The sequence below is a fragment of the Nocardia sp. NPDC059154 genome (genome assembly GCF_042755705.1).
GTDB lineage: Bacteria > Actinomycetota > Actinomycetes > Mycobacteriales > Mycobacteriaceae > Nocardia.
In genome coordinates this window covers 23,810-41,132 of record NZ_JBHZCS010000063.1, presented here as the reverse complement: position 1 = coordinate 41,132, position 17,323 = coordinate 23,810, and the positions used below count along the sequence as shown (strand labels likewise).

The 17,323-nt window shown below is 69.7% G+C and carries 17 protein-coding genes; 8 read left to right on the top strand and 9 right to left on the bottom strand.

Annotation, left to right across the window (positions count from 1 at the left end; genetic code table 11):
* The 6 genes from ACFXN1_RS38795 to ACFXN1_RS38770 all read left to right on the top strand — a co-directional run.
* A partial coding sequence (locus ACFXN1_RS38795; protein ID WP_379463838.1) for a tetratricopeptide repeat protein occupies window positions 1-2,303 on the top strand: 2,303 nt, incomplete at its 5' end.
* Between the two features lie 11 nt (window positions 2,304-2,314).
* On the top strand, window positions 2,315-3,301 hold the full coding sequence (locus ACFXN1_RS38790; protein WP_379440456.1) for a PP2C family serine/threonine-protein phosphatase: 987 nt from the start codon (window positions 2,315-2,317) through the stop codon (window positions 3,299-3,301).
* Window positions 3,298-4,587: a VWA domain-containing protein gene (locus tag ACFXN1_RS38785; RefSeq protein WP_379440457.1), complete on the top strand. Its 1,290-nt coding sequence runs from the start codon at window positions 3,298-3,300 to the stop codon at window positions 4,585-4,587. The genes ACFXN1_RS38790 and ACFXN1_RS38785 overlap by 4 nt, the downstream gene beginning before the upstream one ends.
* A 10-nt stretch (window positions 4,588-4,597) precedes the next feature.
* On the top strand, window positions 4,598-5,299 hold the full coding sequence (locus tag ACFXN1_RS38780; RefSeq protein WP_379440459.1) for an FHA domain-containing protein: 702 nt from the start codon (window positions 4,598-4,600) through the stop codon (window positions 5,297-5,299).
* On the top strand, window positions 5,296-6,759 hold the full coding sequence (locus ACFXN1_RS38775; RefSeq protein ID WP_379440460.1) for a hypothetical protein: 1,464 nt from the start codon (window positions 5,296-5,298) through the stop codon (window positions 6,757-6,759). Before ACFXN1_RS38780 ends, ACFXN1_RS38775 begins: the two co-directional genes overlap by 4 nt.
* A 41-nt stretch (window positions 6,760-6,800) precedes the next feature.
* Window positions 6,801-7,412: a hypothetical protein gene (locus ACFXN1_RS38770; RefSeq protein WP_379395158.1), complete on the top strand. Its 612-nt coding sequence runs from the start codon at window positions 6,801-6,803 to the stop codon at window positions 7,410-7,412.
* A 42-nt stretch (window positions 7,413-7,454) separates the two neighbouring features.
* Here ACFXN1_RS38770 and ACFXN1_RS38765 read toward each other — a convergent pair whose 3' ends face one another.
* A complete protein-coding gene (locus tag ACFXN1_RS38765) occupies window positions 7,455-8,474 on the bottom strand; it encodes a hypothetical protein (protein ID WP_379440462.1) in 1,020 nt (339 codons plus the stop codon).
* Between the two features lie 92 nt (window positions 8,475-8,566).
* On the opposite strand from ACFXN1_RS38765, the gene ACFXN1_RS38760 reads away from it, so the two are divergent.
* Window positions 8,567-9,214 carry a TetR/AcrR family transcriptional regulator gene (locus ACFXN1_RS38760; RefSeq protein ID WP_379440463.1) on the top strand — a complete coding sequence of 216 codons (648 nt, stop codon included), beginning with the start codon at window positions 8,567-8,569 and terminating at the stop codon, window positions 9,212-9,214.
* Here ACFXN1_RS38760 and ACFXN1_RS38755 read toward each other — a convergent pair.
* On the bottom strand, window positions 9,186-9,821 hold the full coding sequence (locus ACFXN1_RS38755; protein ID WP_379440465.1) for an HD domain-containing protein: 636 nt from the start codon (window positions 9,819-9,821) through the stop codon (window positions 9,186-9,188). The two genes, ACFXN1_RS38760 and ACFXN1_RS38755, sit on opposite strands and share 29 nt — an antisense overlap.
* 96 nt (window positions 9,822-9,917) lie before the next feature.
* On the opposite strand from ACFXN1_RS38755, the gene ACFXN1_RS38750 reads away from it, so the two are divergent.
* A complete protein-coding gene (locus ACFXN1_RS38750; protein WP_379440466.1) occupies window positions 9,918-10,877 on the top strand; it encodes a GlxA family transcriptional regulator in 960 nt (319 codons plus the stop codon).
* A 19-nt stretch (window positions 10,878-10,896) separates the two neighbouring features.
* Here ACFXN1_RS38750 and ACFXN1_RS38745 read toward each other — a convergent pair whose 3' ends face one another.
* The 7 genes from ACFXN1_RS38745 to ACFXN1_RS38715 form a co-directional block, all read right to left on the bottom strand.
* On the bottom strand, window positions 10,897-11,334 hold the full coding sequence (locus ACFXN1_RS38745; protein ID WP_379395166.1) for an SRPBCC family protein: 438 nt from the start codon (window positions 11,332-11,334) through the stop codon (window positions 10,897-10,899).
* 115 nt (window positions 11,335-11,449) lie between these two features.
* Complete coding sequence (locus tag ACFXN1_RS38740) at window positions 11,450-11,629, bottom strand: hypothetical protein (RefSeq protein ID WP_379440468.1); 180 nt, start codon at window positions 11,627-11,629, stop codon at window positions 11,450-11,452.
* 511 nt (window positions 11,630-12,140) lie between these two features.
* Window positions 12,141-13,061, bottom strand: coding sequence for a pyridoxal 5'-phosphate synthase lyase subunit PdxS (gene pdxS, locus ACFXN1_RS38735; protein ID WP_354837128.1), 921 nt, complete (start codon window positions 13,059-13,061; stop codon window positions 12,141-12,143).
* A gap of 353 nt (window positions 13,062-13,414) precedes the next feature.
* Window positions 13,415-14,083 (bottom strand): hypothetical protein, encoded by a 669-nt coding sequence (locus tag ACFXN1_RS38730; RefSeq protein ID WP_379440469.1) that lies wholly within the window; start codon window positions 14,081-14,083, stop codon window positions 13,415-13,417.
* Window positions 14,084-14,197: 114 nt separating this feature from the next.
* A complete protein-coding gene (locus ACFXN1_RS38725) occupies window positions 14,198-15,238 on the bottom strand; it encodes an NUDIX domain-containing protein (RefSeq protein ID WP_379440519.1) in 1,041 nt (346 codons plus the stop codon).
* Window positions 15,238-16,362, bottom strand: coding sequence for a glycosyltransferase family 4 protein (locus ACFXN1_RS38720; protein WP_379395170.1), 1,125 nt, complete (start codon window positions 16,360-16,362; stop codon window positions 15,238-15,240). The genes ACFXN1_RS38725 and ACFXN1_RS38720 overlap by 1 nt, the downstream gene beginning before the upstream one ends.
* Window positions 16,359-17,321, bottom strand: a complete 963-nt coding sequence (locus tag ACFXN1_RS38715; RefSeq protein ID WP_379440521.1) for a phosphatidylinositol mannoside acyltransferase — start codon at window positions 17,319-17,321, stop codon at window positions 16,359-16,361. The genes ACFXN1_RS38720 and ACFXN1_RS38715 overlap by 4 nt, the downstream gene beginning before the upstream one ends.
* Window positions 17,322-17,323: the final 2 nt, after the last annotated feature.

The following is a 17,323-nucleotide window of genomic DNA, read 5'->3' as shown; positions in this document are numbered from 1 at the left end:
GAGTATCAGCAGGCGATCACCGAGAAGACGGCACAACGATGACCAACTGCCTGCGGCCGGGTTGCGGCGGCACCATTCTGGACGGTTTCTGCGACGAATGCGGGCTCGCGCCCGTGGCCGAGGCGCAGGTGCTACCGGGCACCCCGGCCCATACCGCCACCGTTCCGGGACCCAACGGACAGTCCGTATCCGCGACGTACGCTCCCACCTGGACGGGCTCGACCCGCTCCGGCCGCCAGAGCCGACGCGGCACCAGCCGCTCGTCCTCCCGGTCCACCCGGACCGCACGCTCCAGCCGCGGCCGCCTCGGCGCGGGCCTTGTGTCGATTCCCCAAGTGCCGTACCGGGATCCGTCCACGGCGGTCATGGCCGACCCGCAGGTACCGGAGAACGAACGCTTCTGCAGCAGCTGCGAGCAGCGGGTGGGCCGCGGCCGCGACGGCGTACCCGGCCGCACCGAGGGCTTCTGCCGCAATTGCGGCACCGCCTACTCCTTCACCCCCAAGCTGACCGCCGGTGATCTGGTGGCCGGGCAGTACGAGGTGCTGGGCTGCCTGGCCCACGGCGGCCTGGGCTGGATATACCTGGCCCGCGACCGCAATGTCAGTGACCGCTGGGTGGTGCTGAAAGGCCTGCTGGACACCGGTGATGCCGACGCCATGGCCGCTGCAGTGGCCGAGCGGCAGTTCCTGGCGTCGGTGGAACACCCCAATATCGTCAAGATCTTCAACTTCGTGAAGCACCCCGACCCGCGCACGCATGAGCCGGTCGGCTACATCGTCATGGAGTACGTGGGCGGCGCGTCGCTGAAAGAGCTGCGCTCCCAGCGCGATTCGTCCGGTCGGATGCAGCCGCTGCCGCTGGCGCAGGGGCTGGCCTACATTCTGGAGATCCTGCCCGCGCTCGGCTATCTGCACGGCATGAGCCTGCTGTACTGCGATTTCAAGCCCGACAATATGATCCAGACCGAGGAGCAGCTCAAGCTCATCGACCTGGGTGCGGTCCGCTATATGGACGACGAGGAGAGCGCCGGGTTCAAGACCGACGGCTACTGCGCGCCGGAGCTGGAAACCGAAGGCGCCTCGGTGGAATCGGACCTGTTCACGGTCGCGCGCACACTGGCGGTGCTGACCTTCAACTTCGACTACCGCGGCGCCTACAAGTACGCCCTGCCGCCTGCCGTGGAGGTGCCGCTGCTGGCGCAGTTCCCGTCGTTCCGGCGGCTGCTGGAACGCGCGACCGCCGCCGATCCGAACGAGCGGTTCGGGTCCGCCTCGGAGATGGCCGAGCAGGTGACCGGGGTGCTGCGCGAGGTGGTGGCCACCACCGACGGGCAGCCGCGCCCGGCGCTCTCGACCGTATTCAGCGGCGAGCGCACGACTTTCGGGGCCGACCCGGAGCAGTGGCCCGCGACCCCGGACCCCCGGGCCATCGCGGCGGCGCTGCCGGTTCCCGTGGTCGACCCGACCGATGCTGCGGCGGGGTTCCTCGCCACCACCTCCATAGGCGATCCCCGGCAGCTGGTGACCGCGCTGGAGACCGCGCCGGTGTCCTCGCCGGAGGTGACGCTGGCGCTGGCCCGCGCCCGCATCGAAAGCGGTGACGCCGATACCGCGCTCACCGAGCTGGACGCGCTCGAGGAGTCCGAGGACGCCGACTGGCGCATAACCTGGTACCGCGGGCTGGCCGCGCTGACCCGCCGCGATTTCGCCGGCGCGCAAGATCATTTCGACACCGTCTACGGCATGCTGCCCGGCGAGGCCGCCGCCAAGCTCGCGCTCGCGGCCGCCCGGGAATGCACCGGCGACCACGACGGGGCGTCGCGGCTCTACCTGCAGGTGTGGCGAACCGACAACGGATACCCCAGTGCCGCATTCGGTTTGGCGCGGACGCGGCTGCAGGAGCGGGATATCGACGGCGCCATCGCGGCCGCGGAATCGGTGCCCGTCAGCTCCAGCCATCACACCGCCGCCCAGCTCGCCGCCCTCGATGCGCAGCTCGCGGGCGGGGCAAGCCGGCACGGCTATCTGGTGGCCGCGGGCAACCGGCTCACCGGGCTGGCGCTGGATCCGGAACACAAGGCGTGGAAGAGCATTGCCGTCCTCGATGCCGCGCGGACGCTGGCGGCCGCACAGCCGATCGAACCGGGGGCGCTGGTGCTGGGCTGCCGGTTCGCCGATCGGGATCTGCGCACTGCGCTCGAATCCCAGTTCCGAGAGCTGGCGCGGCTGGCCCCGGACAGACGGGCGCGTCGCGATCTGGTGAACCGCGCCAATGCCGTTCGACCGGTGAGCTGGGTGTGAGGGGCGTGATGATGACGGCCACGACAGAGGGAACCGGCCTGTGCCCGATGTGCGGCGCGCAGTTCGCCGACGGCGACCGCTTCTGTGAGGACTGCGGCGCCGCACTGGTGCGCGTCGAACCGCCCGCGGTGCACTGTTCTTCATGTCCGGCCGGAACACTCGACGCGGACGGTTTCTGCCGGGTGTGCGGCATGCAACCGGTGGTGTCGGACCGGCGCGAGCTCGACATGGATGCGGTCGCCGCGGTCACCGATCGTGGAAAACGCCACGCGCACAACGAGGACGCCATGGCATTGCGAGTGCTCCCCGGGACAGGAACCCGGATCCTGGTGGTGTGCGACGGAGTGTCCAGCTCCGACCACGCCGACGACGCCGCCCAGCGCGCCGCCGCCACCGCGGCCGATCGGCTCGCGAACGAGCTGACCGCGGGCACCGGATCGGAGGCGGCAACCATCCTGGCCATCGGCGCGGCGGCGGATGCCGTGGCGGCGCTGGGCGACAGCGGCGATCGCACACCGTCGTGCACCATCGTCTCCGCGGTCGTCACCGCGAGCGCGGTCACCGTCGGATCGATCGGCGACAGCCGCGCCTACTGGCTGACCACCGATCCGGCCGCGACCCCGCCGCGCCGCTTGAGCACCGACGATTCGGTCGCGGCCGGGCTCGTCGAACTCGGCGTGGACGAGTCGACCGCCATGTCCATGCCCGATGCCCACACCCTCACCGCCTGGCTGGGCGCCGATGCCGACGCCATCGAACCCCACCTCCGCACCTTCGTGCCGGACGGGCCGGGTGCGGTGCTGCTGTGCAGCGACGGGCTGTGGAACTACTATCCCGCCGCCGACCGGCTCGCCGAGCTCGCTCTGCCCGCGGCCCGGACCGATCCGCGCGCCGCGGCGCATCACCTGGCCGATCTGGCGCTGGCCGCGGGCGGCGGCGACAACATCACCGTCGCCGTCGCTCCGTTTCCCGCTACCTCGAGGAATCTCCGACCATGAACCAGCCCTTGGGTTTCCAGATCGAAACCTTCCAGAACGAATACCTGCCCGCCGGAGCCACCCGCGTCAATGCGGTGGTCACTGTGACCGCCACAGGCGGCGGGATGCCAGCCGGCAACATGGCGGCCGAGGTGATCATCGTCGACTGCTCGGGCAGCATGGACCATGCCTACGGCAAGCTGGCCGCCGCCAAGAACGCCACCGCCGCGGCGATTTCCGCGGTGCGCGACGGCGTGGACTTCGCGGTGGTGGCGGGCACCGACGTGGCGCGGATGGTGTACCCGGTGACGCCGTCGCTGATCATGGCCACCCCGGCCAACAAGGCCAATGCCATTGCGGCCGTACAGCAATTGCGGGCGGGCGGCGGCACCGCCATCGGCACCTGGCTGCGGCTGGCGCGGCAGCTGTTCGGGAACCGGGACGGGCTGCGGCACGCAATCCTGCTCACCGACGGCCGCGACGAGCACGAGACACCGCAGCAGCTGGATGCCGAAATCATGGCCAGCACCGGGGTTTACGTGTGCGACTGCCGGGGCGTGGGCACCGACTGGGAGATCGCCGAGCTGCGCAAGGTCTCGAGTGCGCTGCTCGGCACCTGCGATATCGTCGCCGACCCCAAGGATCTAGCGGGCGACTTCCAGGCCATGACCACGGCCGCGATGGGCAAGTCCGTCGCCGATGTAGCGCTGCGGCTGTGGACGCCGCGCGGGGCCGCCGTGAAATTCGTCAAGCAGGTCGCTCCAGAGCTGCTCGATCTGACCGGGCGGCGCACCGAGAACGGCGCGCAGACCGGCGAATACCCGACCGGATCGTGGGGCGGGGCGGAGAGCCGCGACTACCACATCTGCATCGAGGTCGCGCCCGGCGGCCTGGGCGACGTCATGCTCGCGGGGCGGGTCAGCCTGGTGCGCGGCAGCGGCGATCAGGCCGAGGTGCTGGGGCAGGGTCTGGTCAAGGCCGTCTGGACCGATGATGTCGTCCAGTCCAGCAAGATCAGCCCGGAGGTGGCCCATTACACCGGGCAGGCCGAGCTCGCCGATGTCATCCAGGAGGGCCTGGCCGCGCGCCGCGACGGCGACTTCGACACCGCCACCAAGAAGCTCGGGCGCGCGGTGCAGATCGCGACCGCCTCCGGCAACGAGGACACCGCCAAGCTGCTCGAAGGCGTTGTCGATGTGCTCGACGCGCGCACAGGGACGGTGCGTTTGAAGTCCGCCGTGACCAAGGCCGACGAGATGACCTTGGATACAAGGTCGACCAAGACTTCACGCGTGCACAAGCGGTGAGCGAGACGACATGCTGACCTGTCCGGCCGGACACGATTCGGTCTCCACCGACTACTGCGATGTGTGCGGGCTGCTCATGGAGGCGGGCGAGAAGCCCGCGCCCGCACCGGAACCCACGGGGATGCCGTGCCCGGCGTGTGGAGAGCCGCAGACGGGGCGGTTCTGCGAGGGGTGCAGCTACGACTTCGTAGCGGGCGGGCCCGCGGCGACCATGGCGGCACCGGCGGCCACCGTGGCCGCGCCCGCACCGACCGTTGTCGCACCGGTACCGACGGTGGTCGCGCCGCTACCGACTCCTGAACCATCCAGAACCGCCTGGACGGCAACGGTTTTCGCTGACCGCGAGTACTTCGACACCATGCGCAGCGAGGACGACGACGTCGAATTCCCCGCGTACTGCCCCGAACGCGTCTTCGCGCTGCAGGGCGCGCAGGTCCGGGTGGGCCGCTACAGCGCCTCCAAGGGCATCGATCCAGAGATCGATCTCACCGGTCCCCCGCAGGATCCGGGCGTCTCGCACCTGCACGTGCTGTTCGTCGCCCAGCCCGGAAACGGCTGGGCCGTCATCGATCTCGGCTCCACCAACGGCACCCGCGTGAATGCGGCCGCCGATCCCATTCCGCGTGGGCAGGCGGTGCCGGTGCGATCCGGTGACCGTATCCACCTGGGCGCGTGGACCACTCTCACCCTGAAGCAGGACACCCCGTCATGACGACGATGCTCACCCGTCCCCAGACTCCACGCGCCGAGGCCGATCCGGCCACGGGCGCGCTCGCGCAGCTGCGCGGACTGCTGCCCGGGCGGTCGGACACCCCGGGCTGGATCCGGCTGCTGGCCATCGCCGCGGTCGTGCTCACCGCGATGACCGCGGTGGTGATGGCCGCCGACGCACGAACGACCCGGCACGGTATCGACGTCATCGGCAACCACACGGCACCGACGGTGACCGCCACCGAGGACCTGTACTTCGCGCTGGCGGACATGGATGCGCAGCTGGCGAATGTGCTGCTCGCCGGAAACGATTCGACGCTGGCGAGCGTGCGCAAGAACGCGTTGACCGGCTACGAGCAACGCCGGGTGCAGGCCGACGCCGACCTGCAGCAGGCCATGACCATCGCCACCAATGATGATGCGTCCCGCCAGATCCGGGAGCTGCTCGACAAGTTCGGGCAGTACGAGGCACTGGCCGCGGACACCTTCCAGCTCGGCGATCTCGACCGTGGCGCCGCGGGACAGCCCTCGGCGCGCACCCTGGAGGCCTACCGGGCGGCGACGGGGATGGTGCCGGATCTGCTGTCGCGCGCCCAGAAGCTGGCCGACACCAACAGCGGTGTGCTGAGCCAGGCGTACCAGGACAGCGAGCACACCACGGTCGCGGCCCGCGTACGCATCGCTGTGCTGGGCCTGCTGCTGCTCGGCGTGCTGGCGGGACTGCAGGTCGTGCTGCGGGTGATGCTGCACCGGCGGGTCAACCCGGCGCTGGCCGCGACCACCGTGCTGATGCTGGGGGTGCTGACCGGCGGCTACCTCGCGAATGCCTCGGCGGCACACCAGCTCACCGTCGCCAAGCAGGACGCCTTCGACTCGCTGCTGGCGCTGCGGCAGGCGCGGGCGCTGAGCTACGACGCCAATGCCGACGAGAGCCGGTACCTGCTCGACCCCGCACACGCGGCGACATACCAGCAGAGCTACTTCGAGAAAGCGCAGCGACTGGCCGGGGTCCAGGCGCGCGGCGTCGACGACTACGCGGGCGCGCTCGACCAGGCGATCGGCGCACACAGCGGCGATCTCGCGCAGGCCATCAGCGCCGACTCCTTCCTCGGCGAAGAACTGCGCAACATCACCTTCTCCGGCGAGCGCCAGGCCGCCGAGCAGAGCCTGCTCACCTATCAGGCCTACCAGCACGACGATCACGCGCTGCGCGGACTGGCGGGCTCGGACCTGCGGGCGGCCATCGCCCTCGACACCGGCGCCTCCAACGACCACTTCGCCGCCTACGACAAGGCCCTGGTGTCGACCATCGACATCAACCAGCACGCCTTCGACACCGCGATCACCCACGGCGAGAACGATTTGTCGGGCTGGAGCACCTGGCTCCCGTACGGCGCGGCCGTGGTCGTCGCGGCGCTGGTGCTGCTCGGTGTCCGCCCGCGCCTGGCCGAGTACCGCTGACCGGAGGTGACCGGGCACGAGACCTCGGCCAAGATGGTCTCGTGCCCGATTTCACCGCCATCAGCCCCGACGCCCTGTACGCACTCATCGCCGAGCGGGCCATGACGCTGGCGGGGTATGCGGTGATCGCGGTCGACGGCGCGGATGCCGCAGATCCGCTCACCGTCGCGAATGGGGTCGCCGAACTCCTGCGCACCCGGGGCCGTCCCGCCGCGGTGGTGTCGCTGCACGATTTCGTCCGGCCCGCCTCCGTGCGCCTGGAATACGATCGCGACAGCGAATTCACCTACCGCACCGGGTGGTTCGACTACGCCGCGCTGAATCGCGAAGTCCTCAAACCGCTTCGGGACACCGGACGCTACCTGCCGGCGCTCTGGGACGAACGCGCCGATCGCTCCGCCCGCGCTCGCATCCGCACCGCCGACGACACCACGGTGCTGTTCATCGCCGGACCCATGCTGCTCGGGCGCGGACTGGACTTCGATCTGACTGTCGGCCTGCGCATGTCGGCGGGGGCGCTGCGCCGCCGGACGGACGCCGCGAGCCTGTTCACCGTGGACGGACTGCTCGAGTTCCAGCGCGAGCACGCCGAAGAACCCGATATCCAGGTCGCCTGGGACCATCCGGACCGGCCGGCGATCCGGGTCGGCTGAACCCGCTCGACAATCCTGCTCGGCCGAGCCGCGGCACGGAACTCAGCGCGATTCCGTCTGCTTCGCCAGGGCCCCGAACGCCGCCTTGGGCTCCCAGGTCAGCGAACCGCTTTCGGGCTGAAGGACTTTCACCAGTCCCGGGCTCGCCAGGTCCAGGTCGAGCGCGGGGTCGTCGTGGCGTGGCAGATCGTAGCGGGCGAAACAGTAATAGAAGGCGGCGTCCACGCCCGCGGTATCGAGGATGCCGAGCAGGTCGGTGAGGTGGTCGGCCTGGGCGGGCTCGTCGCGCTCGTAGCGGCCATCGAGGCGCAGCGGCCTCGCGGTGTCCGGATCCCATTCGATGATGTCGAAGCCGTGCGGACCCACATCGGGCGCGCCGCGGAAGGACGGGCAGCCGAATTCGGTGATGGCCACCGGCTTTCCGAGCTGCTCACCCTGAGCGACATAGGCGCGCATGGTGTCCCGATAGCCGGGCGCCAGCTCCGCGCCGCGGTATCCGGCGTCGGTGGCGAGGATGTCGAAGAGCTCCCAGTCGACCTGCTCGAACGGCAGGCTGCAATAGGTCAGCCTGCCGCGGAACCGATCCCGGGCGATCGCGGCGGCGCGGGCCAGGAGATCGTTGACGCGAGCGGGGATTCCGGCCAGCGCGGCCTGGCCCGCCGGGGTGCGCAGGGCGGCGGCCCGCTCGGCCAGGGTTTCGCCGGGCAGATAACCGAGCACGAACATGGCGAGCTCGGACCCGACCGCCAGCACGATCTCCGCGCCGCTCGCACGCAGGCGTTCCGCGTGTTCGGCGCAGTCGGCGACGACGGCGAGAACCTCGTCCTCGGTGACGTCGTTCAGGAACGGGCACACCCAGACTTCCAATCCGGCGGCCGCGGCCTCGGAGGCCGCCAGATTCAGCCGTTCCGGGTACCCGCCGGTGATGCGGACCGCGTCGCAGTGCAGGTCCGCGCGGATGACCCGCATGTCCTCGCGGACCCGTGCGATGTCGAACGGCTCGTGGGTGCTGCTGCCCAGGTTCACGAAGCCGGTGTCGTAGCAAACGCCGATCGCTCTCATCGGCTACCTCCTCCATTTACGGTACGGTTAGTACCCTAGTTGCGACCATAGCCCGCTTCGGACCGGTCTCGCAAGGTACGCTCAGTACCGTTATGAGCGAATCGACAGAGCGCCCGACCCGCCGCCGCGGCCCGGCACTGGAACAGGCGATCCTGCGTGCGGCCGTGGACGAACTGCTCGAATCCGGATACCCCGGGATGACCATGGATGCCGTCGCCGCCCGGGCGGGCACCAACAAGAACGCCATCTACCGGCGCTGGCCCAACCGCGCCGCACTGGGCGTCGCGGCGTATCGGCAACTGACCTCGGCCGCGCTCGAACTGCCGGACACCGGCGCCCTGCGCACGGACGCGCTGGAGTTGTTGCGCCGCGCCAACTCCCATCTGTCCTCGCCGCTCGGCGAGATCCTGCGCAGCCTGCTCTCCCAGCTCGCGAACGAGCCCGAACTGCTCGCGCAATTGCGGGAGCAGTCCGGGGACGCGGGGACCCGGCCGTGGCTCACCATCCTCGAGCGGGCGGTCGACCGCGGCGAGGCCCCGCCCGCGGCGTGCGTGGCCCGGGTCGCCACCACGCCGATCGACCTACTGCGCAACGAGTTCGTGACGCGCGGCGTGCCGACGGTGCCCGACGACGTGCTGGTGGACATCGTCGACACCGTGTACCTGCCACTGATCCGCGGCTATTCGGCTGCGAGCCACCACCGGGGCGGGATCAGGCCGCCCAGGGCGAATCGAGAATGACCTCGACAAAGTCGCCGCGCCGGAATCCTGGCGAGAAGCGCTCGAGGACATCGGCTTTCACATTCCCGAAGGTGGTGTCCGGGCGATGGGCGATCCCGTCGGCGAAGGCGGCCAGGATGCGGCGCTTGAAATCCGGGCGCGGGTGGGCACGGATCACGGCGGCGCGCTGCTCCTCGGTGACATCGTCGTAGCCGATGCCGAGCACATCGAGCTCGACGCCGGCGGTGACCAGGGCGATCTCGGGTGCCATGTGGGCCGGGATCTCCGGGGTGGTGTGCAGAGCGATTGCGGTCCAGGCGATCTCGGCACGCTCGGCGGGGATGCCGTGCGCGCGCAGGAAGGCCCGGGCGTCGTCCGCGCCGTCGATCTCGAACCGCTGCCGGGAATCCTGGTGCCGGGGTGTCAGACCCAGGTCGTGGAACATGGCCGCCACGTAGAGCAGTTCGGGATCGTAGCCGAGCCCGCGGCGCGCACCCTGTAGCGCACCGAACAGGTAGACCCGGCGGGAGTGATCGAAGAGCAGTTCGCCCGCGGTGTCGCGGACCAGTTCGGTGGCCTCGCGGGCCAGAGCGCTGTCGGGGATGGCGATATCGGCAATGTGTTCCATGGCAACCACACTCGCCGAACCGGCAGGTCCGGCACCGTGTCTTTCCGGACAGGAACCCCACAGATCCGGACATGCCGGAGTGCTAGGTTCGGGTGGGTGGGCAGGAAGCGAATCGCGGTGCTGGCCTTCGACGGCGTCCGGCTGCTCGATGTCACCGCCGTACTCGAGGTGCTGAGCACCGCCGCCGGGTCGGGCGCGCGCTATGAAGTGACGCTGTGCTCGCCGGACGGCGCACCGGTCACCACCGCGGCGGGTACGCGCCTGCTCGTCGACGCGGCCGCGGCCGAGGTGGGCCGCGTGCACACGCTGATCGTGCCGGGCGACGACCGGTTTCCGCACTCCCCCGTCGACAGCGGGATTCTGGACGCTGTTCGCACCCTGTCGCCGTCCACGCGCCGCACGGCTTCGGTGTGCACGGGCGCTTTCGTCCTGGCGCAGGCCGGCTTTCTCGACGGCCGCCGCGCGACCACGCATTGGCGGCATGCCGCCCGGCTGGCCCGCGCCTACCCGTCGATCACGGTCGAACCGGATGCCATCTACATCCGCGACGGCAAATACCTCACCTCGGCCGGAGTCAGCGCGGGCCTCGACCTGACCCTGGCCCTGGTCGAGGAGGACGAGGGCGCCGACCTCGCCCGCGAGGTGGCGCGGGAACTGGTCGTCTTCCTGCGACGGCCGGGCGGGCAATCGCAGTTCTCGGTGGCGTCCCGCACCGCGGTGCCGCGCCGGGACGATGTGCGCGCCGTCGTCGACGAGGTGTTCGCCGACCCGGCCGCCGACCATTCGCTCACCGCCATGGCGGCCCGCGCCGCCGTGAGCACCCGGCAGCTCACGCGCCTGTTCCGCGACGAACTCGACACCACCCCGGCGGTATTCGTGGAATCGGCGCGCGTCGAGGCCGCACAGGCGATGCTGGAGGCCGGGGCCTCCGTCACCGCCGCCGCCCACCGATCCGGTCTGGGCAGCGAGGAATCCTTGCGCCGCATCTTCTTCCGGCGCTTCGGCATCACCCCGTCCGCCTATCGGGCCCAGTTCCGGACCGCGCGCCGGGCGTGACCGGACGGTCCCGGCGCGGTCAGGCCGTGCCGGACTCGAGCAGGGCCTTGGCGCGATCCAGGCCGGAAACCTCTGCGGTCATGGTCTTCTGGACGGGGCCGTTCATGAGCAGCTTCTTGAGGCCCGACAGTTCCGCGGCCAGCGAGAAGGTCACCGCGGTGCCCTCCGCCACCGGCGCGAAGGCGTAGGTGACCGTGGGACGCAGCGGTCCCGCGATGCCGTTCAGGACGACCTTCTCGTTCGGGATGTACTCGGTGATCTGGACATCGGCGGGGATGCCCCGGCCGCCGGGACCCGAGACCGTCTGACGGTAGATGGTGCCCACGGCTGGCGGGCCTTCGGCGGTGATCTGCTTGACGCCGGTGCGCCAGCGGGCGCTGTTGGCCGAGTCGGCGAAGAAGGCGAACACTTCGTCGATGGGGCGGGCGATGGTCACCGTACGGGACGCGGCGGGCATGGCGGTCCTTTCGCCTCGAGGGTGTTCGGCAGCGATGCTGGTTCATGACACCAGCAAGCGGGCGGCCGGGCCACCACCCGGGCGGCGTGTCCGCGCCCGGTTTCGCCGAGCCCGGTCAGCTCACCACCGGCGATGGCGAGCGTCGAAGGTTTCGGTGGGGTATTCGTCCTCGACCGGTGTTCTGATTGCGCGCCCGCACCATGCATCGCAGCGCCAGCAACGACCCGGTGACGGACATGACATAGGCCAGGACAGGGGTGAGCCACCCATAGGTGAAATGGTCGATTACCAGCATGCGGGCTCCTTGCCGGAATGGCTGTTCATGACGGTTCACCGGTGACTGAGCCGAAGACTAGCGAGGAAGTACCAGGTCGTAAATTTGCCGCAGTACAGTCCGAAATAATTAGCTGGGGTTTGCTGGGCGGTATGCACGCAGGTAGCCGCCGGTATGGGCAGGCCCGGAGCACCGCCCGCCCCACGTAAGCGGTCCTTGACACCTAGCACCCTTTCGGCAACCCAACAAGGGCCGGAGGTCACTCGTGCACAATGCAATTGCGGAACAGTGCACAATGCCACCGCGAAATCACCCGAGATGCTCGGTCTGCCGACTTCGTCAAGAATCTCCAATTCCGCCCGATACCAACGGATTCCCCGACCGATTCGACGACCTATCCCTCCCTGCCACCTGCACCACGGATCTGAGCAATATCACCGGAAGCAAGTGAACGACGATCGCCGGGTGGTTCGAAGACCACCCGGCGATGTCGAATCAGATTGTCGCGGAGCCGTTTACCGGCCGGAGCCGATTACCAGCCGCGCTCGGCGAGGCGGTGGGGCTGCGGGATCTCCTCGACATTGATGCCGACCATGGCCTCACCCAGGCCGCGCGAGACCTTGGCCAGGACGTCGGGGTCGTCGTGGAAGGTGGTGGCCTTGACGATGGCGGCGGCACGCTCGGCCGGGTTACCGGACTTGAAGATGCCCGAGCCGACGAACACGCCCTCGGCGCCGAGCTGCATCATCATGGCGGCGTCGGCGGGGGTGGCGATGCCGCCGGCGGTGAACAGCACGACGGGGAGCTTGCCGGTCTCGGCGACCTCGGCGACCAGCTCGTAGGGGGCCTGCAGTTCCTTGGCGGCGACGTAGAGCTCGTCCTTGGGCAGGGAGGTCAGGCGGCGGATCTCGTCGCGGATCTTGCGCATGTGGGTGGTGGCGTTGGAGACGTCGCCGGTGCCGGCCTCACCCTTGGAGCGGATCATGGCCGCGCCCTCGGTGATTCGGCGCAGCGCCTCGCCCAGGTTGGTCGCGCCACACACGAACGGGACGGTGAAGGCGAACTTGTCGATGTGGTTGGCGTAGTCGGCCGGGGTCAGCACCTCGGACTCGTCGATGTAGTCGACACCCAGCGACTGCAGGATCTGCGCCTCGACGAAGTGACCGATGCGGGCCTTCGCCATGACGGGGATGGAGACGGCGTTGATGATGCCGTCGATCATGTCCGGATCCGACATGCGGGACACGCCACCCTGGGCGCGAATGTCGGCGGGGACCCGCTCCAGCGCCATGACCGCGACGGCACCGGCATCCTCGGCGATCTTGGCCTGCTCGGGCGTGACGACGTCCATGATCACACCGCCCTTCAGCATCTCGGCCATGCCGCGCTTGACGCGGGCGGTACCGATGGTGGGGGTGGTGTCGGGCGTGGTCACGGCAAACTCCTGGGTCATGTGGGCCAATCGGTCGGATCGCTCGGAATCGAACAGGTCGATTCTAGGCGGCGCTTTCAGGCCACTTCATAGCCAGTCCGACACGACTGGACTGCCCGCCCCGCAAGGATGACGGGCGTCACAGCGCCAGGGTTACCGCGTCGCTACTACAGCGGTCCGACGACGAAAATCGTCGCCCAGTACTCGGCCGCGGCCGGACCCATCAACGGCTCCAGGAAGTCATAGAGCAGGTAAGACACGAAGAATTTTCCACCTTCCACACACGGTCCGCCGATTCCGTTGCACGGCAAACCTTCCCAGGGACCCTAGCGGAGATTGCGTCACAGATCACGAATGGTCCGGGAGACCGCCGGTCAGCCCAGGGTGTAGACGTACCGGCTCGTGGGCACCAGATCCAGATTCAGGTGGGCGCCGAAGCGGACGACGCTCTCCATCATGGCCGTCACGCGCCGCTGCAGTTCCGCATCGTCGCCGCCGCTGCCGTAGAAGGCATGTGCGCTGGTCATGGCCGCCATCGGGAACAGTTCCTCGACGAGGGCGTCGACCCGCTTGCCGTCGGTGATCGCCTCGGTGACGGTGTTCTGGACGTAGCCGAACGTGTCCTGGGTCTCGATGGCCACTGGCGTGTGCAGGACGTGCCACCGATGCAGCCACTCCTCGCGCGTCAGGTCCTCGGGAATCCGCAGAATCGCGATATTCGCCAGCGCGTCGGTCCGGACCCCGTCCTCGACCACCGGCGGCTCGATGGGCCGGCGCTCGTCCACGACCCACCCGTTCACGTCGTCCGCGACCGTCCGCAGCACATCGGTGACCGCCGCGTGCTCGCCCTCGGTCCACACGCTCACGATGGCGTCGATCGGCGCGTCATAGGTGGTGTGCTTCACCTGCGCGGCCTCGACATCGGCATCCCGCACATTCACCTGATAGGCCGTCACCCCCACCTCGGCCAGCCCTTTGCGCAGCTCCTCGCCCCGCAGTCGCTCCCCCAGCCCCGCGCCCCACAACACATACATCAACTTCATGCCGTAAGTCCTTGCCACAGATCACCATTGATCGCCCCACCGTAGCCCCGCCCGCCGCCCGGAATGCGAGCTTTCAGCCGCCGATCCCACCCACCGGACCGAGGCCGGCGGTTCTCAGCGGATGGAGCGGACTTCGGGGTCGATGTCGGAGTCGGCGGCCGCGATGGCCTCCGCGAGGAGTTGGTCGAGGTGGTAGGGGTAGACGGTCTCGCCGGAGTGGTCGATCTGGGCGATGTCGGTGGGGGTGCACCATTTGCTGCCGGTGATGGAGCGGCGTTCGATGTAGTCGAGGTTGGTGGGGACCGGGTCGAAGGCCTTGGCGCGCAGGGCGAAGAACAGTTCCTCGGAGCGGATGAGTTCGCCGTTGAAGGGGAACACCGCCACCCGGCGCCAGAGGGGGCCGCGCAGAGCCGAGGAGTCGGCGGCGTGGCCGGTTTCCTCGTAGAGCTCGCGGATCGCGGCCTCGCGCAGGGTTTCCCCGGGGTTGACGCCGCCGCCGATGGTGAACCAGAACGGGACGTCGGGGACCTTGGGGTCGACGCCCTGCAGCAGCAGGACGCGGTCGTTCTCGTCGACCAGGACCACGCGGGCCGAGGTGCGGACGGTGTCGACGTCGAGGCCGGTGGAGGCGGCGGGGGTGACCCGTTCGGCGATCTCGAAGTAGGTCGGCAGCGGTGCCGTACCGCCGAGGTGCAGCCAGCGGACCAGGCGGCGGGTACGCAGGGCGAGGGTGTCGCGGACCGCGTCGTTGTGGAAGCGGCGGGCGATGAGGACCCGGGCCTCGGCGTCGGCGAGTTCGGCCACCAGCTGGGGTGGCAGCAGCGCGATGTCGACCGCGGACAGGGCGGCGGCGAGCTGGTTCTCGACGGTTTCGCGGTCGCGCCAGTTGGAGCGTTCGGCGCGGTCGGCCAGGGCGGTCAGCCGGCGGGCCTGCTCGACCAGGGACGGGTCGTAGAGCCCGGCCAGGGTGGTGGCCACCGAGCGCCCCACCACCGCGCGCCGGGCCAGGGCCGCGTCCAGCGCGTGGCGGGCCTGGTCGGTGCGCACGTGCAGGCGGTCGAGTCGGTTGGCGGTGGTGTAGGCCCAGACCGCGGCGGTGACGATGAGGGCCGCGACGAGGGCGAGGACCAGGATGGTCGTCGCGGAGAAGGTGATCATCCGGCGGTCCTGACACGCACATCGCCGACGGTCACGGTCTCGTACACCCGCAGGATCTGCTCGGCGACGACCGGCCAATCGTATTCGCCGACAACCTGATTGGCGGTGCGGATGAACTCCTCACGCCGGGCGTCGTCGGTGAGCATGCCGCTGATCGCCTCACCCAGCCGCGCCGAGTCCCCGACCGGCACCAGCTGGCCCGCGGTGCCGTCGCGCAGCACCCGGCGGAAGGCGTCCAGATCGCTGGCCACCACGGCGGTCCCGGCGGCCATGGCCTCGACCAGCACGATGCCGAAGCTCTCACCGCCGAGATTGGGCGCGACATAGACATCGGCACTGCGCATGGCCGAGGCCTTCTCGGCATCCGACACCTGGCCGAGGAAACGCAGGTGTCCCGCGTTCTCCCCCGCCTCGCGGCGCAGCCGGTCCTCGTCACCGCGGCCGACGATCAGCAGCTCGAGCTCCGGATGCCGGCGCACCAGTTCGGGCAGCGCGCCGAGCAGCACCTCCATGCCCTTGCGCGGCTCGTCGAACCGGCCCAGGAACAGCACCGACTTCCCCGCGCGCGGATACCCGGCCAGCAGCGGCGCGTGTGCGAACGCGGGTACGTCGACGCCGTTGGGGATCTCGACCGCGTCCCCGCCCAGCGCCTCCACCTGCCAGCGCCGCGCCAGCTCGCTCACCGCGATCCGGCCGCTGATCTTCTCGTGGTACGGCCGCAGCACACCCTGAAAAGTGCTCAGCACCAGCGACTTCGTGGTCGAGGTGTGGAAGGTGGCCACGATCGGCCCCTCCGCGATCTTCAGCGCCAGCATGGACAGGCTGGGTGCGTTGGGTTCGTGGATGTGCAGGACGTCGAAGTCGTTCTCGGCGATCCAGCGGCGGATCCGGGTATAGGCGGTGGGCCCGAAGGACAGTCGCGCCACCGAGCCGTTGTAGGGGATGGCCACGGCCTTGCCCGCCGACACCACGAAATCGGGCAGCGGCGTGTCGTCGGCGGCGGGCGCGAGCACGCTCACCTTGTGGCCGCGCTCGATGAGCACCTGCGCCAGCTCCACGACATGGGCTTGCACCCCGCCCGGCACATCGAACGAATACGGGCAGACCATGCCGATCCTCATAGCGCCCCTGTTCCCTGCGACCCCTGCGCGTCATAGCCCAGCGCCTGTTGCGCAGCGGCGATACGTTCCAGTCTGGCCTGCGACAGGTCGCTTTCCCACAGGGGTTGCAGCATGTGCCAGTCCGCCGGATGGGCGGCGATATTCGCGGCGAACACGTCGGCCAGCGCCTGGGTGGCGGGCGCGATGCCCCCGGACAGATCCAGCGCCTCGAAGACCTGCATGCCCCAGCCCTCGCGGCCGTCGGCCTCGGTGGTGAACCAGCAGTGCACGGGCAGCAGCGCCGCACCGGTGTCGGCGGCCAGTTTGGCCGCGCCGGCGGGCAGCCAGGTGCGTTCACCGAACATGGTGACCGGCACCCCCTTGCCGGTGAGGTCGCGCTCCCCCAACAGGCAGACCACCTTGTTGTCCCGCAGCCGATCGGCCAGCTGCGGGAACGGCGGCTGCTCGCCGCCGGTCAGCGGGAACACCTCGAAGCCCAGGCTCTCCCGGTACTCGACGAACCGCTCGAACAGCGACTCCGGCTTCAAACGCTCTGCGACCGTGGAGAGCTGGCCGTAGTTCTGTACCAGCCAGACACCGGCCATATCCCAGTTGCCCGAGTGCGGCAGCACCAGCAGCACGCCCTTGCCCCGGGCCAGCGCCGCGTCCAGGTGTTCGACACCGTCCACGTGCAGCTGTCCGAGCGCGGTGTGGTCCATCGACGGCAGCCGGAACGCCTCGCGCCAGTAGCGGGCATAGGATCGCATACTCGCCGCGATCAGGCTGTCCGGCACCGCCTCCGGAGTCGTGCCCAGCACGCGGGCGAGGTTGCGGCGCAGCTGGTTCGGGTGCCCGCGGTGCGCCTTCCGGTTCGATCGCCGGGCCGCGGCGTTCGCGCCCGCGTCGAAGCCCTTGCGCGCCATGCCCGCCGGCAGGCCGCGGACAAGCCGCCACCCGGCCGCGTACGCCTTGTCGGTCATCG

Bases quoted from the DNA above. Each gene is read 5' to 3' on its own strand.
- ACFXN1_RS38790 (WP_379440456.1), top strand. From the start codon at position 2,315: ATGACGGCCACGACAGAGGGAACCGGCCTGTGCCCGATGTGCGGCGCG.
- ACFXN1_RS38785 (WP_379440457.1), top strand. From the start codon at position 3,298: ATGAACCAGCCCTTGGGTTTCCAGATCGAAACCTTCCAGAACGAATAC.
- ACFXN1_RS38780 (WP_379440459.1), top strand. From the start codon at position 4,598: ATGCTGACCTGTCCGGCCGGACACGATTCGGTCTCCACCGACTACTGC.
- ACFXN1_RS38775 (WP_379440460.1), top strand. From the start codon at position 5,296: ATGACGACGATGCTCACCCGTCCCCAGACTCCACGCGCCGAGGCCGAT.
- ACFXN1_RS38765 (WP_379440462.1), bottom strand. From the start codon at position 8,474: ATGAGAGCGATCGGCGTTTGCTACGACACCGGCTTCGTGAACCTGGGC.
- ACFXN1_RS38760 (WP_379440463.1), top strand. From the start codon at position 8,567: ATGAGCGAATCGACAGAGCGCCCGACCCGCCGCCGCGGCCCGGCACTG.
- ACFXN1_RS38755 (WP_379440465.1), bottom strand. From the start codon at position 9,821: ATGGAACACATTGCCGATATCGCCATCCCCGACAGCGCTCTGGCCCGC.
- ACFXN1_RS38745 (WP_379395166.1), bottom strand. From the start codon at position 11,334: ATGCCCGCCGCGTCCCGTACGGTGACCATCGCCCGCCCCATCGACGAA.
- ACFXN1_RS38740 (WP_379440468.1), bottom strand. From the start codon at position 11,629: ATGCTGGTAATCGACCATTTCACCTATGGGTGGCTCACCCCTGTCCTG.
- pdxS (WP_354837128.1), bottom strand. From the start codon at position 13,061: ATGACCCAGGAGTTTGCCGTGACCACGCCCGACACCACCCCCACCATC.
- ACFXN1_RS38730 (WP_379440469.1), bottom strand. From the start codon at position 14,083: ATGAAGTTGATGTATGTGTTGTGGGGCGCGGGGCTGGGGGAGCGACTG.
- ACFXN1_RS38720 (WP_379395170.1), bottom strand. From the start codon at position 16,362: ATGAGGATCGGCATGGTCTGCCCGTATTCGTTCGATGTGCCGGGCGGG.
- ACFXN1_RS38715 (WP_379440521.1), bottom strand. From the start codon at position 17,321: ATGACCGACAAGGCGTACGCGGCCGGGTGGCGGCTTGTCCGCGGCCTG.